The organism is Actinocrinis sp. (genome assembly GCF_035605935.1).
Lineage (GTDB): Bacteria > Actinomycetota > Actinomycetes > Streptomycetales > Catenulisporaceae > Actinocrinis.
In genome coordinates this window covers 1-12561 of record NZ_DATNGK010000031.1, presented here as the reverse complement: position 1 = coordinate 12561, position 12561 = coordinate 1, and the positions used below count along the sequence as shown (strand labels likewise).

Genomic DNA, 12561 nt, shown 5'->3' with positions numbered 1-12561 from the left:
GGTGCAGCTGCTCGGCGGCTACGGCTACGTCAACGACTACCCGGTCGAGCGGATGATGCGCGACGCGAAGATCACCCAGATCTACGAGGGCACCAACCAGATCCAGCGCATGGTCATGGCCCGCCAGCTGCTGAAGTAGGGAATCATGATGTCTTAGCAGGTCAGTGGGTAACAGCGGCCTGCGGTCAGCGTGTGCCGGCGACGACGACCTTGCCGTGTTCGATGGAGCCGCTGGCCAGGTAGCCGAGCACATCCTCGATGGTCCAACTCGCCAGCCGCCAGGACGACCGTTCGGAATATCCGGCGACGTGCGGGCTGAGGATCGTGTTCGGCGTGCTCAGCAGCGGTGAGTCGCCCGGCAGCGGTTCCTGCGCGAACACATCGAGTCCCGCGCCGCCGAGACGCCCCGAATTCAGTTCCCCGGCGAGCGCATTCTCGTCGAGGATGCCCCCGCGAGCGACGTTGACGACCACCGCGCCGTCCGGCAGCAGGGCGAGCTCACGCGCCCCGAGCAAGCCTCGCGTCTGCGCGGATAGCGGCACGTGCAGGCTCAGCAGCTGGCTCTGGATCAGCAGGTCGTCGAGCTTGTCCACCCGCTCGACGAAGGCCGGAATCTCGGCCGCGAACGGGTCGAAGGTGAGGATGCGGCCGACCACCGATGCGCACATGCGGGCCGCCTGCGTCGCGATCGTGCCGCAACCGACCAGCCCGAGAGTCAGCTCGTCGAGTGGCTGCATTGGCGCGAGTGAGAGCGGACCAGACCAGCCGGCGCGGACGTAGCTGTCCGTGACAGTGAACTTGCGGTACGCGGCGATCATCAGGCCGACCGCGTGGCTCGCGACCTCGAGCGCGCCGTACGCCGGCTGGTTGATCACGCCGATGCCGAGCCGCTTGGCGGCGTCAAGGTCGATCGCGTCCAGCCCGACGCCGGCCCGTCCGATCACCCGTACGCTATTGGCCAGCGCGGCCAGCCGATCGGGGTCTAGCCGCTGGGTGGCGATGACCACGGCGTCGGCGCGGGCTGTGCGCGTGGCGATTCCCTCGGCGCTCGAGAGGTCGGCGAACGCGGTGGCACAGGCGCTCCCGTAGTGCTCGGTGATCCGGCCGGGGTCGGGAAAGATCCCCGCCGCTATGACGATGGTCGGACGGTCAGCGGCACCGCGCGGCTGCGTCATTCAGCTCCCGCTTTCCAGCGTTCGGCCCAGGCGGTGCAGGGCGAGACGTCCGAGGTCAACGCCGATGGATTCGGCGAGTTCGGTGATGTCGCGACGCGTGGCGTCGGGAACCGGAACGCCGGTTACGGACCGTTCGGCGGCGACCTGCTGCTCGACCTGACCGGGCAGGAACACGTCCGGTTCGACGCCGCCGTCCTGGGACTGCGTTACCCGGCTGGCGAAGGCCGCGGCGCCCTCGGCAAACGCGTCCAGGGGGGTGAATCGCTCGATCGACAGGGCGATGAACAGGGTGCCGTTGCCGCCGGCATAGTCCGGCATCGGCGCGGTGCCCATGCCGGTGAGCAGCCCGCCCACCAGTTCGATCATCAGGCACAGCCCGCTGCCCTTGTGTCCGCCGAAGGGAAGCAGCGCACCGCCGTCGTAGAGATCCTGCGGCCGGGTACTCGGCGCGCCGTTCCGGTCGATGATCATTCCGTCGGGCAGTCGCTCGCCCTGCGCCATCGCCACCTGCACCTTGCCTTCAGCGATTCCGGCCGTGGAGAAGTCGAGCACGAGCGGGACAGCTCCGGCGCGCGGTGCGGCCCAGGCGAACGGGTTGGTTCCGAACGTGCGGCGGGTGCCTCCGGCCGGGGCGACCACCGGACCGGAATTGCACAACGCCAGCCCGATGCAGCCTGCGTCCGCCATCCGCGTGACGTACTCGCCGAGCCGGCCGATGTGGTTGCAGCGTGCGACAGCGACAGCACCAACGCCGTTAGCCGCCGCAAGTTCGATCGCCGTGTCGGTCGCCATGCGTGCGGTCGGCTGGCCGAAGCCCCAGTTGCCATCGACCAGGGCAGTGGCGCCGAGCCGCCGGGCCTGTTCCGGCCGGGCCGTCACCCGGATCTGGCCGTCGCGGACCCAGGCCGCGTACTGCAGCAGCCGGATGATGCCGTGCGAGTCGTGGCCGAGCAGGTTCGACTGGGCCAGCGATCTCGCGGTCAGCTCGGCCAGGTCGGGGGGCGCACCGAAGCCGGCCAGCACGCGCACGGCAGCGTCCTCGAGCTCGTCGATTGAGAAGCGCTGGACGACCAGCCGGGTCTCGCCGCTCGCCATGGACTCAACCCCATCGACATATGCGGTGCCTGTCCTGTTGACGGCCCACGGCCGAGAATCTAGCATTAATCACCAATTGTCAACAGTGTATGATATGCGGAATCATAACATCTCAGCCGAGCGGTGAACCGGCTCCCTCGCGAGTTCGGCCCCCGGGGTAGAAGTAGCGGTCGGGCGCCTCGATACCCGTCGCCATGAATCCGGGCGCGCGTGGCTCGCTGCCCTAACGTAGCGAAACCGGGTTCTACATCCGCGGACTCCGGCAGTGCAGCCGGTACTCCCGCGACCGCTCCAGGACAGGTCGAACTCATGAACCCTCGCCCGTTCGTGACTGTTGACAATTAATAATAGTGCTGTTTGGCTGAAGCGACCAGAAACTGAGCTCGGGAGACCCTTTGATCGAGGACCTCTTCGTACCGGTTATCACCCCCTTCGACCACTCCGGCCACGTCGATCGCGACGCGCTGGCTGCGCACTGCGCATGGACCGTCACGCAGGGAGCCCGGGGCGTCATGCTCTTCGGGACCACCGGCGAAGGTCCATCGATGAGCGTGGACGAGAAGATCGCGGCTGCGCGCGCGCTCACGCTAGACCTGCCGAACGTCGAGGTGATCGGATCGGTCACGGAGAACTCGACGACCGACGCCGTACGCTGCGCGCAGGCCTACAACGACCTGGGGCTTGCGGCGGTGCTCGTGCTGCCGCCGTTCTATTTCCGCGAGCGCAACGGTGACGGCGACGGGCTGGTGCGTTTCTTCGAGGTCATGGCTGAAGCCGCGCGCATACCGCTGGTGGCCTATCACATACCGGGGTTCGCGCCCGCGGTCCCGATGCGCGTGATAGCCGACCTCGACCTGTGGGGCGCGAAGGACAGCGGCGGCGATCTGGCCTACACCCGGGCTGTGATCGACGCCGGCAAGTCGGTGATGGTCGGCGAGGAATCGACGATTGTCGATGCGGTGCGCGGGGGCGCCTCCGGCACCATCGCGGGTATGGGCAACCTGCTGCCCGGTGAGCTCGCCCGCATCTGCGTGGCCGCGCGAGCCGGCGATTACTCCGAGGCGAACCGGCTGCTCGCTATCGTGCTCAGCGTGCGAGCGGCGGTGCTCGGCTGCGCGCCGGGTATGGAATGGATCGCGGCGTTCAAACAGATCGCCACCTACCTGCACAGCGTCGAGTTGGGAGGGGTCCGCGAGCCGCTGATGAGCCGGGCGGACTACCTCACGGGAGAGGTCCTCGACGCTCTGGCCCTGCGCGATGCCGCCGCCAGGTAACCCTCGCGGCCGGCGGCCGTGGATGCGCCGTGCCGCCCTGTATTATGTTTGTCGTTAACAGGCAACGATGTTAGTCTGAGGATCCCGTGAAGCGGACCGAGGGGAACTTCCGAAACCAGTTCGGACCTGCGCGCGGGCTGGACTCCACCCCGTCCGACTCCAAGCTGCTGCGGACCGCGCCCGCGGCGCGCGTCTCGCTGGGTGAAGTCGTCGCCGAAAGGCTGCGGCAGGCGATCCTCGATGACGAGGTGCACCCAGGCCAGCACCTGCGCGAGGACGAGATCTCGGAGATGCTCGAGGTCAGCCGCGGGCCGGTGCGAGTGGCGCTGCTCATCTTGCAGCGCGAGGGGCTCGTCGACCTGGCCCCGCACCGCGGTGCCACCGTCGCGCGGCTGTCGATCGAGGATGTCGGCGAGATCTACAGCCTGCGCTCGGCCCTCGAGGCGCTGGCGATCCGGCTGGCCATCAGGCGCGGCGAGCCCGCTGACCTGGACGCGCTCGAGGAGTCGCTGGCCGAGCTGAGGGTCGGCGTACGTAGGAGACCGACGGATGCCGTCGGCGGGCGCCTAGACCTGGGTTTTCACGACAACATATTCAAGGCGGCTCACCATGAGCGTCTCTACGAGAGCTGGTGCAGCATCCGCATGCAGGTGTACTGGTGCATGCTCTCGCGCAAGCCGGCCCCCTCAGACTGGCGCGCGACTGTCGTCGAGGAGCACCGGCAGTTGCTAGAGGCGATTCGCTCGGGTCGCGAGTCGGTCGCCGCTGCTGCGGTGGCAGAGCACATCAGCGCCGCCTACAACCGCATTTGCTCGCGCTTGTTCGAACCGGAGCCCTCGCCGGCTCCCTCGCACAGTGCGCGCGCGATGGCCGAGACGTTCCTGCTCTCCTGAGGCAGGTACGGATCCGGCCGGAGGCGTCGCCGGCCCGGATGTCCTCTACCCGGACGACCGTGCCCATACTGGATATTGTCAACAAGCAGTCATTGACAAGTAACTATGAGGGTGCTTGTCGTGACGTAGAGCCGGGCGGTGGCCGCCAGACCCCGCGACTAGATGCCGGAGGTGGTCGACAACCGGCGGTACTTTTTCCCGTGGCAATTGGCTGTTGCCGGAGGATCTATGGCCCCGTGCCTGTGGTTTCGCAGACCCTGCGCGTGATGGTTACGTTACAGCCGCAGAGCTTGTTTTGGGCTGAGTCGAGGTGTAGTAACGAAATGAACCTATCGTCAATCGTCAGTTGTCATCAATCTTACTGATTTACCTGGAGGCATCCGTGGGGTCCGTGCGGTCTCGAAAACGACGCGTCGTCGCAGCGGCCCTGGCGGTCGCCTGCCTGGCCCTCGCGGCCTGTAGCTCGAGCAGTTCGAGCGGGGGCTCGACGTCAGCGCCTGCGTCGGCAGCTGCCGCCAAGCAGATCACGGTCTGGACCGCGTCAAACCCGCTGTACGACTACCAGAAGTCACAACTCGGCCTGTTCACCAAGGACACCGGGATCTCCGTCAACTTCCAGGAGATTCCCGAGGCGAGCATCCTCACGAAGCTGCAGGCGGCGCAGACCGCGCACGACAGCTCCTTCGACTTCTATGAGGTGCCGGCCAGCCTTACGCCACAGTACGTATCGCTCAAGGGCGCAGCACCGATCAAGCCCTTCCTGAACAACACGTCGCTGACGCCCTCGAACTACGACTTCGCCGGCCTGCCGCCGGGTTCGATGACGCAGTGCACCGTGAAGGGAACGCTCTACTGCGTGCCGGCGTTCGGCACCGGCCCGCTGCTCTACTACAACAAGCAGATGTTCGCGCAGGCCGGAATCAGCGGGCCGCCGCAGACCATGCAGGCGCTGGTCACCGACGCAGGCAAGCTGACGAACTCCAGCCACGCCGGAATCTGCCTGCGCGGTAGCAACACGGCCCCGAACAGCTTCCCGGCCCAGATGATGCTGCTGTACTACCTGAACTACCAGCCGAACGGTCAGGGCATCTGGCTTAACCCCGACTACACCCCGCGTCTCACCGAGCCAGCCGCGCTGCAGTTCGCTAACAACTACTCAACCCTCATGACCAAGGATGCGCCGAAGGGCGTCGGGGCGTACGGCTACCCTGAGTGCCTGGCGGCGATGCAGAACGGCAAGGTCGCCATGTGGCTCGACGACTCGGCTGCGGCGTCGTATGTGTTCAACTCGCAGGGCCCGGCCGTCGCGCACGTCGGCTACGCGTCAATCCCGTGCCCTGCCACCAACCCGAGCAAGTGCCAGCTCTCGGCGCCGTGGGGCATGTTCATCAACCAGAACTCCGACGCCGCCCACCAGACCGCGGCCTACAAGTTGATGACGTTCTTGTCCGGCCCGGCCTTCCAGCAAGGCGCGCTGACCAACGGGAAGATCCCCGCGCTGGTCACCCGCCCGTCGGTGCTAAGCTCGGCCTCTTCGGTCGAGGGCATTCCGAGTGACCTGCTCACGTCCCTGAACTACATCCAGACCCACATCGACCCGAACGCGATTCCGCAGACCTCGGTGTTCAATCAGGCCCAGCAGCCGCTGAACGTGGCGCTCTCGGACATCATCTCGGGTCAGTCGAGTCCGGACAACGCGTTCAAGACGGCGAACAGCCAGATCACGGCCATCCTGAAGCAGAGCGGAGTCATCCAATAACAGGTACGCAGAGGCTTGAGCCTGTGCCATCGGGACAGGCTGCCGCCCGGCCGAGGAGCACATCCCCGGCCGGGCGGCGCCCCGGTGCCCGGTCGCGCTCCGATCGGCGCTTTTTCGTCCTGGCCGCACTCCCCGCGTTTATCGTCGTCTTCCTGGTCACGATCGTGCCGCTGGCCGCGGCCCTGGGTCTCAGCTTCACCAGCTATACCTCGGCCAACCCGGTCGCCAGCTGGGCGGGTTTGCGCAACTACCGGTTGCTGTTCTCTGACCCGAACGTGCCCACGGTCCTCCTCGTCACGCTCTTGTTCGCGGTCGCCGCGGTTGTCCTCGAGGCGCTAATCGGGACCATCCTCGCGCTTCTCATGGCCCGCAAGATGCGCGGCGTCTCGGTCTACCGGGTGCTCTACCTCATCCCGCTGATGGTCGCCGGAATCGCGGCCGCGGTCTCCTGGAAGGCCCTGCTCGATACCAGTGCGGGCTGGGTGAACTCGATCCTGGGGGTGTTCGGCATCCCCCAGGCCAACTGGCTGGCCAGCCCCACCCTCGCCTTGCCATCGGTCGTCATCGCCGACATCTGGACCGGCGCGCCCATCGTGGCGGTGCTCGTGCTCGCCGCGCTGCTCGGCATGCCCGAGGATCCGCTCGAGGCGGCCCGGATCGACGGCGCGTCGCAGCTGCAGGTCGTGAGGTATATCATCCTGCCGGCGATCCGCCCCGTGCTGGGATTTGCGGTCATCTTCCGTACTGTCGACGTGTTCCGGCAGTTCGGCCTGATCCAGATCCTGACCGGCGGCGGCCCCGGCACGAAGACAACCACGCTCAATTACTACATCTATCAAACCGTCTTCACGTACGGGAATATCAGCTACGGGTCGACGCTCGCGGTTCTGCTCATTGTGGCTATGGCGATTCCGCTTGGCGTCATCTACCTCCTGACACGCCGCCGCGAGATCTAGGGAAGCGAGAAATGGCCACCTACGATGCCGCCGGACGCCGGCGCCCGCGCAGCCGGCGGAAGCTGGCTGCCTCGTTCGCTTCGCACGTCGTGCTGCTCCTGTTCCTCGGGTTCGTCCTGCTGCCGGTCATATGGGTCGTGCTGACGGCGTTCAAGACACCAAAGGATGCCTACGCAACGCCGCCGACCTTCACGTTCCACCCGACCTGGCTCAACTTCCACACACTGCTCCACTCGCAATTCCTGGCCGACCTCGGGCACTCCGCGATCCTCATGTTCTTCTCGACCGCGGTCGCGCTCGTTCTCGGTGTGCCGGCTGGCTACGCACTCGCGCGCGCGAGCTTCAGGGGCAAGCAGTTCATCACTTCGTGGCTGGTCATCGCCTACGTGACGCCAGTGATCGTGTTCATCATCCCGCTGTACGTCGAGTACCTGAAGATCGGGATCTCCGGCTCGTATCTTGCGCTCGTGCTCGCTTATGAGATCGGACTGCTGCCTTTCACCATCTTCATGATGCGCAGCTATTTCGGCGATCTGCCGGTGCAACTCGAGGAGGCGGCGATGATCGACGGCTGCAACCGGTCACGTGCGTTCCGGCTCGTCGTGCTGCCGGTAATGTGGCCGGCGGTCGTCACGGTCGGCATCCTCGTCGCCATCGCGAGCTGGGGTGAGTACTTCGTCGCCCTCGTCTTGACCAACCAGAATACGACGACGGCGCCCGTTGCCATCTACACCTACGTCGGGATCGAGTCCTCCGACTGGGGCGCGATGGCCGCGGGCAGCCTGCTCGTCGTGCTGCCTGTCCTCATCCTTGCGGTGTTCATCCAGCGCGGGCTGATCCGCGGACTGACCAGCGGAGCCGTCAAGTAAGGTGCTCGAACAGCTCGGGCAGTTCCGTGCGTGCGATGTCGCCGAGCCGTTCGGCCGCCTCCTCCGGCATCGACGCGTAAGGCCAGCGCACCCGCGTGCTGATCGGTGCCCACCGGCCGGCGTGCGCGAGCCCCTTGTCGAGGGCCGCATTGCCCAGCCCCTCCCGCTGCCACGGCAGCACATGCGTATCCAGGAAGGCTTGGATACGGCCTTCGAGGGCCAGCGCGGCCGCGCTGTCAGCCGCCATCAGCGCGCCCCACCGCACGGCTCCGGGCGGGCTCAGGCAGGCGACGTTGGAGTAGGCGCCATCCGCCCCGTTCGCCCGGCCGGTGGCGAGGGTGTGGCCGGCGACGAACAGGGCGAGATCGCCGACCTCCGACCGGGCCCGGCGGCACCACCCGGCGTCGCCTCCGGCGACCTTCACCCCGATCAGGCCGGGAAATTCCCGGCCAAGCTCGCCGAGCTGACCGGGAGTCAGCCGGGTCTTGGCGTGTGGCGGGTTGTAGAGCACCAGGGGTATTCCGTCGGCGGCGCGCTCGAATCCGGCCACCGCATCGAGAACCTCGGGCCAGGACAGCGGCAGCCAGTCCGGCAGGATCACCTGGATCGCGGACGGGCGCAGCCGGGCGGCCCGTTCTATTCGCGCCCGGCAGACCTGGGCGCTGGGATGGCTCGCGCCGATCTGGCAGGCCAGCCCGGCGGCCTGGCACGCATCGGCCAGGAGCTGGGCGACGGCGTCGAATTCGTCCTCATCCTGGGTGAAGAATTCGCCCGCCGTGCCGTTGCTGTAGATGCCGTCGAGGCCGCTGGTGGTGAGCACGTCGAGCTGGGCGGCGATCGCGGCGAGATCGATGCGATCCGCGTCGGCGATCGGCAGCAGCACGGTTCCCCAGGTTCCACGGAGCGTCTCGCGGCTGACTGAGGGAATCACCGCTGCCTCCTCGCGCATCCAGAAGAACTATCAGCCGCGGGGGACGATAACAAGCGAACCCCACGGGCCGAACGGTCGTCGTCTCGCGGCGGCTCAACGAGGCGGGATGTGTTGTGGACGGCAGCGAGCCGCAGGCCTCCCGGGCGGGATTGCGCCGCCCGGTCGCGTTGCTCGTAGCCGCGGCGCTGTTCATGGAGAATCTCGACGCGACGATTATCGCCACCGCCGCGCCGGCCATGGCGCGGAGCCTGCATGCGTCGGCATCGTCCATCGGTATCGCGGTCACGTCATACCTGCTGTCAGTCGCGGTATTCGTACCGCTGAGCGGCTGGCTTACCCATCGTTTCGGCAGCCGCCGGGTCATGCTCGCGGCCGTCGTGTTGTTCGCCGGCGCGTCGGTTCTCTGCGCGGTAAGCGGCGACCTCGCCGAGCTTGTCGTGTTCCGGGCCCTGCAGGGGCTGGGCGGCGCGATGATGGTGCCGGTCGGGCAGCTCACCGTGTTCCGGACCACTGGCAAAGCCGACATGTACCGCGCGGTTGCCTACCTCACCTGGCCGGCGCTGGTCGCCCCCGTGATCGCACCGCTGCTCGGCGGGGCACTGGCCACCTATGCGAGCTGGCGCTGGATCTTCCTTATCAATGTCCCGATCGGCGCCGCCGTGCTGGTGGCCGGCTTCTGGCTGCTCGACCGCGGTACTGGGCCGCGGCCGCCGGATCTCGACCTGGCCGGTTTCGGATGGACCGGTATCGGCCTGGGCCTGCTCACCTGGACGTCGGCGTCGCTGTCGACCGGGTCGGCCAGCTGGGAGACCACCGCGAGTACCGGGTGCGCGTCCCTGATCGCGCTGGCGTTCGCGGTGGCGCACCTGCGCCGCGCGCGACATCCGCTGCTCAACCTGCGCGTGCTGCGAATCCACTCGATGCGGATTGCCTTCGTCAGCGGCGGCCTGTTCCGGATGGCGGTCAGTGCGGTGCCGTTCCTGCTTCCGCTCATGTTCCAGGAGACGTGGGGCTGGTCGGCGGTGCGGGCCGGGTCGATCACGCTGTGGGTCTTCGTCGGCAACCTCGCGGTCAAGGCCGTGGCAACGCCGATACTGCGCCGATGGGGATTCCGGGCGGTGCTGCGGGGGAGCGCCACGGCGCTCACGGCAACGATCGTCGCGATCGCTTTCGTCACGCCGCAGACGCTGACCTGGCTGCTGATCGCCGTGCTCATAGCGAGCGGAGCCGCGCGCTCGGTGGGGTTCACCTGCCTGAACACGATCGCCTACGCCGAGGTACCCCGGCCGGAGCTTTCCCAGGCGAACACGGTCGCGGCGACGCTCGGCCAGCTGGCGGCCGGGCTGGGTGTTGCCGTCGCCGCGATCGGACTGCAGGCAGGTCCAGCGCTGCACTGGACGGAGGCTCACGGCACCGGCCCGTTCCGCTCCGCGTTCCTCGTCGTGGCGGTGGTGAGCACCGTCCCGCTGCTGGCGTCATACCGGCTCGGGGTCGGCGTCGGTGACGCCGTCCGACCAGTACAAAGAGCGGATAAATCGTAAATTGTCAATGCTTGACGGAATCAAGGGCCGGGCGTTACGTTGCGGTTAGAGCTAGTTCGCGTGCGATCACACGGCCTGTCACGTGACGTGACTCCTGCGCCGCCGATGCCCGTATACGTGAAAACGGTGAATAAATGCCGGTTGACACCGCACTCGTCCTCGACCTGTTTGCGCGAATGTCACTGTGCCGTGAATTCGAGACCACCCTGGTCGCGTACGCCAGCAAGGACGGGCAGCCCATCGGGCATCCGTACCAGGGACAGGAGGCGGTGGCCGCCGGCGTGTGCGCAGCGCTCGCGCCCGGGGACCGGGTCCTGTCCACGCACCGTGCGCACGGCCACGCCGTGGCGATCGGGTGTGATCTCGGCCGGCTGGCACTCGAGCTCTACGGCAGCGGCGAGGGCACCTGTCGCGGACGGGCCGGCGAAATGTACGTTGCGCAACTCGACGTCGGGTACTTCGGCGGGACTCAGATCGTCGCCGGCAACCTGCCCATGGCAACCGGCCTGGCGCTGGCGGCGAAGCTGTCGGGGCTCGATCGCATCGCAGTGGCCTTCGTTGGCGACGGCGGCGTGAACCAGGGCGTCTTCCACGAGGCGCTGAACCTCGCCGCTGTCTGGTCGCTGCCCGTGGTCTTCGTGGTCGAGAACAACGGCTACGCGCAGACGACCTCGACTGAGTACGCGACCGCCGGGTGCATCGTGGACCGCGGGGCGGCGTACGGCATCAGCTCGATCGCGGTCGACGGCCAGTCGGCGCTGGAGGTTCACGACGTCGTCCGCGAGGCACGGCAGCGGGCCGTACGTGGCGACGGCCCGACGCTCGTCGAGGCGAGGACGTACCGGTACGAGGGCCACTTCTACGGCGATCAGCACCGCCGATACCGCTCGCAGGCCGAGCTCCAGTCGTGGCTCGACCGCGACCCCATCTCGCTGCTGCGGCGGGTCGCGGTCGATGCCGGCATCGACGAGGATGCTCTCGCCGCGGTCACTACCCAGGCGCGGGACACGTGCGTGGCCGCATTTGAGCGCGCCCGGACCGGCCGCGAGGCCACGCTCGCAGACCTGCTCGACGGCGTGTTCGCCGATCCATCGATCGATCGGCGGTGATCGCATGAGCCGGACGAAGTACTGGAAGGCATGCAACGATGCGCTGCGCCAGGAGATGGCGCGTGATCCGTCGGTCATCGTTCTCGGTGAAGACGTGGCCGGTGCGCCCGGCCGCGCTGACGACGGTTTCGTCGACGCCTGGGGTGGGCCGTTCGGGATAACCCGTGGCCTGATTCAGGAGTTCGGGGCCGGGCGGGTACGCGACACCCCGATTTCGGAGGCCGGTTTCCTCGGGCTGGCGGCGGGGCTGGCCGCCGATGGGTACCGCCCATGGGTCGACATCATGTTCACCGAGCTGATGCCCGTTGCGTGGGACCAGCTGACGAACCGCATCGCCCGGGCGCGCTACCTGAGCGCGGGTCAGCTGCAGATGCCGATCACGGTGAAGTCGTTCGGCGAGTGCTATTCCGCCGTCTGCCACTTTCCCGGCCTGGTATGCGTAGCGCCGTCCGATGCTTACACCGCGAAGGGCCTTACCACGGCGGCCATCCGCTCCGACGACCCCGTGGTGATCTTCGACAGCCTCAAGCTGCTGCGAAGCCAGGCGGAGGTTCCCGACGGCGACTACGTCCTGGAGTTCGGAAAGGCGCGGGTCTTGCGCGACGGCACCGACATGACGCTGCTGGGCATCGGTGCGACGACTGCGCTCTGCCTGCAGGCCGCCGCCGAGCTCGAACAGGCTGGCATCTCGGCCGAGGTGGTCGATCTGCTTACGCTTTCCCCCTGGGACGTGCCGACCGTGACTGAGTCGGTCCGCAAGACCGGCCGGCTGGTCGTCACCGATTTCGACCACCCGTCGTGCGGGCTCGCCACCGAAATATGTGCCCGGGTAACGACGACGGCGTGGGACCGGCTGCTCGCGGCGCCTGTCACCGTGACGCCACCGCCCGTCCCGGCGATGGGCATGGACGCGAGCGCGGCGATGGCCGCGATGTACCTGCCGGATTCGGCCGGAGTGG

General features: G+C 67.4%; 12 protein-coding genes. 9 read left to right on the top strand and 3 right to left on the bottom strand.

The features are described from left to right. Positions 1-139, top strand: a 139-nt coding sequence (locus tag VN779_RS02715) for an acyl-CoA dehydrogenase family protein (protein ID WP_349260612.1), incomplete at its 5' end; no start/stop codon positions are given. Between the two features lie 46 nt (positions 140-185). Here the strand turns inward: VN779_RS02715 and VN779_RS02710 are convergent. Together VN779_RS02710 and VN779_RS02705 are read right to left on the bottom strand one after the other, a co-directional pair. After that, positions 186-1175 carry an NAD(P)-dependent oxidoreductase gene (locus VN779_RS02710; RefSeq protein WP_325719770.1) on the bottom strand — a complete coding sequence of 330 codons (990 nt, stop codon included), beginning with the start codon at positions 1173-1175 and terminating at the stop codon, positions 186-188. Further along, entirely contained in the window at positions 1176-2270 is a 1095-nt protein-coding gene (locus tag VN779_RS02705; protein WP_325719766.1) for an Ldh family oxidoreductase, read from the bottom strand. Between the two features lie 395 nt (positions 2271-2665). Here VN779_RS02705 and VN779_RS02700 point away from each other — a divergent pair, with 395 nt between their 5' ends. The 5 genes from VN779_RS02700 to VN779_RS02680 all read left to right on the top strand — a co-directional run bounded on the left by VN779_RS02700 (position 2666) and on the right by VN779_RS02680 (position 8021). Further along, positions 2666-3544, top strand: coding sequence for a dihydrodipicolinate synthase family protein (locus tag VN779_RS02700; RefSeq protein WP_325719764.1), 879 nt, complete (start codon positions 2666-2668; stop codon positions 3542-3544). 86 nt (positions 3545-3630) lie between these two features. Continuing rightward, positions 3631-4437 (top strand): GntR family transcriptional regulator, encoded by an 807-nt coding sequence (locus VN779_RS02695; protein ID WP_325719762.1) that lies wholly within the window; start codon positions 3631-3633, stop codon positions 4435-4437. 382 nt (positions 4438-4819) lie between these two features. Then, positions 4820-6196 carry an ABC transporter substrate-binding protein gene (locus VN779_RS02690; protein WP_325719760.1) on the top strand — a complete coding sequence of 459 codons (1377 nt, stop codon included), beginning with the start codon at positions 4820-4822 and terminating at the stop codon, positions 6194-6196. 23 nt (positions 6197-6219) lie between these two features. Further along, entirely contained in the window at positions 6220-7152 is a 933-nt protein-coding gene (locus VN779_RS02685) for a sugar ABC transporter permease (RefSeq protein WP_325719757.1), read from the top strand. An 11-nt stretch (positions 7153-7163) separates the two neighbouring features. After that, positions 7164-8021 carry a carbohydrate ABC transporter permease gene (locus VN779_RS02680; protein WP_325719756.1) on the top strand — a complete coding sequence of 286 codons (858 nt, stop codon included), beginning with the start codon at positions 7164-7166 and terminating at the stop codon, positions 8019-8021. Here the strand turns inward: VN779_RS02680 and VN779_RS02675 are convergent. Continuing rightward, positions 8014-8970: a dihydrodipicolinate synthase family protein gene (locus tag VN779_RS02675; RefSeq protein ID WP_325719754.1), complete on the bottom strand. Its 957-nt coding sequence runs from the start codon at positions 8968-8970 to the stop codon at positions 8014-8016. The two genes, VN779_RS02680 and VN779_RS02675, sit on opposite strands and share 8 nt — an antisense overlap. A 95-nt stretch (positions 8971-9065) precedes the next feature. Between VN779_RS02675 and VN779_RS02670 the strand changes: the two genes are divergently transcribed. The 3 genes from VN779_RS02670 to VN779_RS02660 form a co-directional block, all read left to right on the top strand. Continuing rightward, positions 9066-10493: an MFS transporter gene (locus tag VN779_RS02670; RefSeq protein ID WP_325719752.1), complete on the top strand. Its 1428-nt coding sequence runs from the start codon at positions 9066-9068 to the stop codon at positions 10491-10493. 134 nt (positions 10494-10627) lie between these two features. Next, entirely contained in the window at positions 10628-11602 is a 975-nt protein-coding gene (locus VN779_RS02665) for a thiamine pyrophosphate-dependent dehydrogenase E1 component subunit alpha (protein WP_325719750.1), read from the top strand. Between the two features lie 4 nt (positions 11603-11606). Beyond that, positions 11607-12561: alpha-ketoacid dehydrogenase subunit beta (locus VN779_RS02660; protein WP_325719748.1), on the top strand; the 955-nt coding region annotated here is incomplete at its 3' end.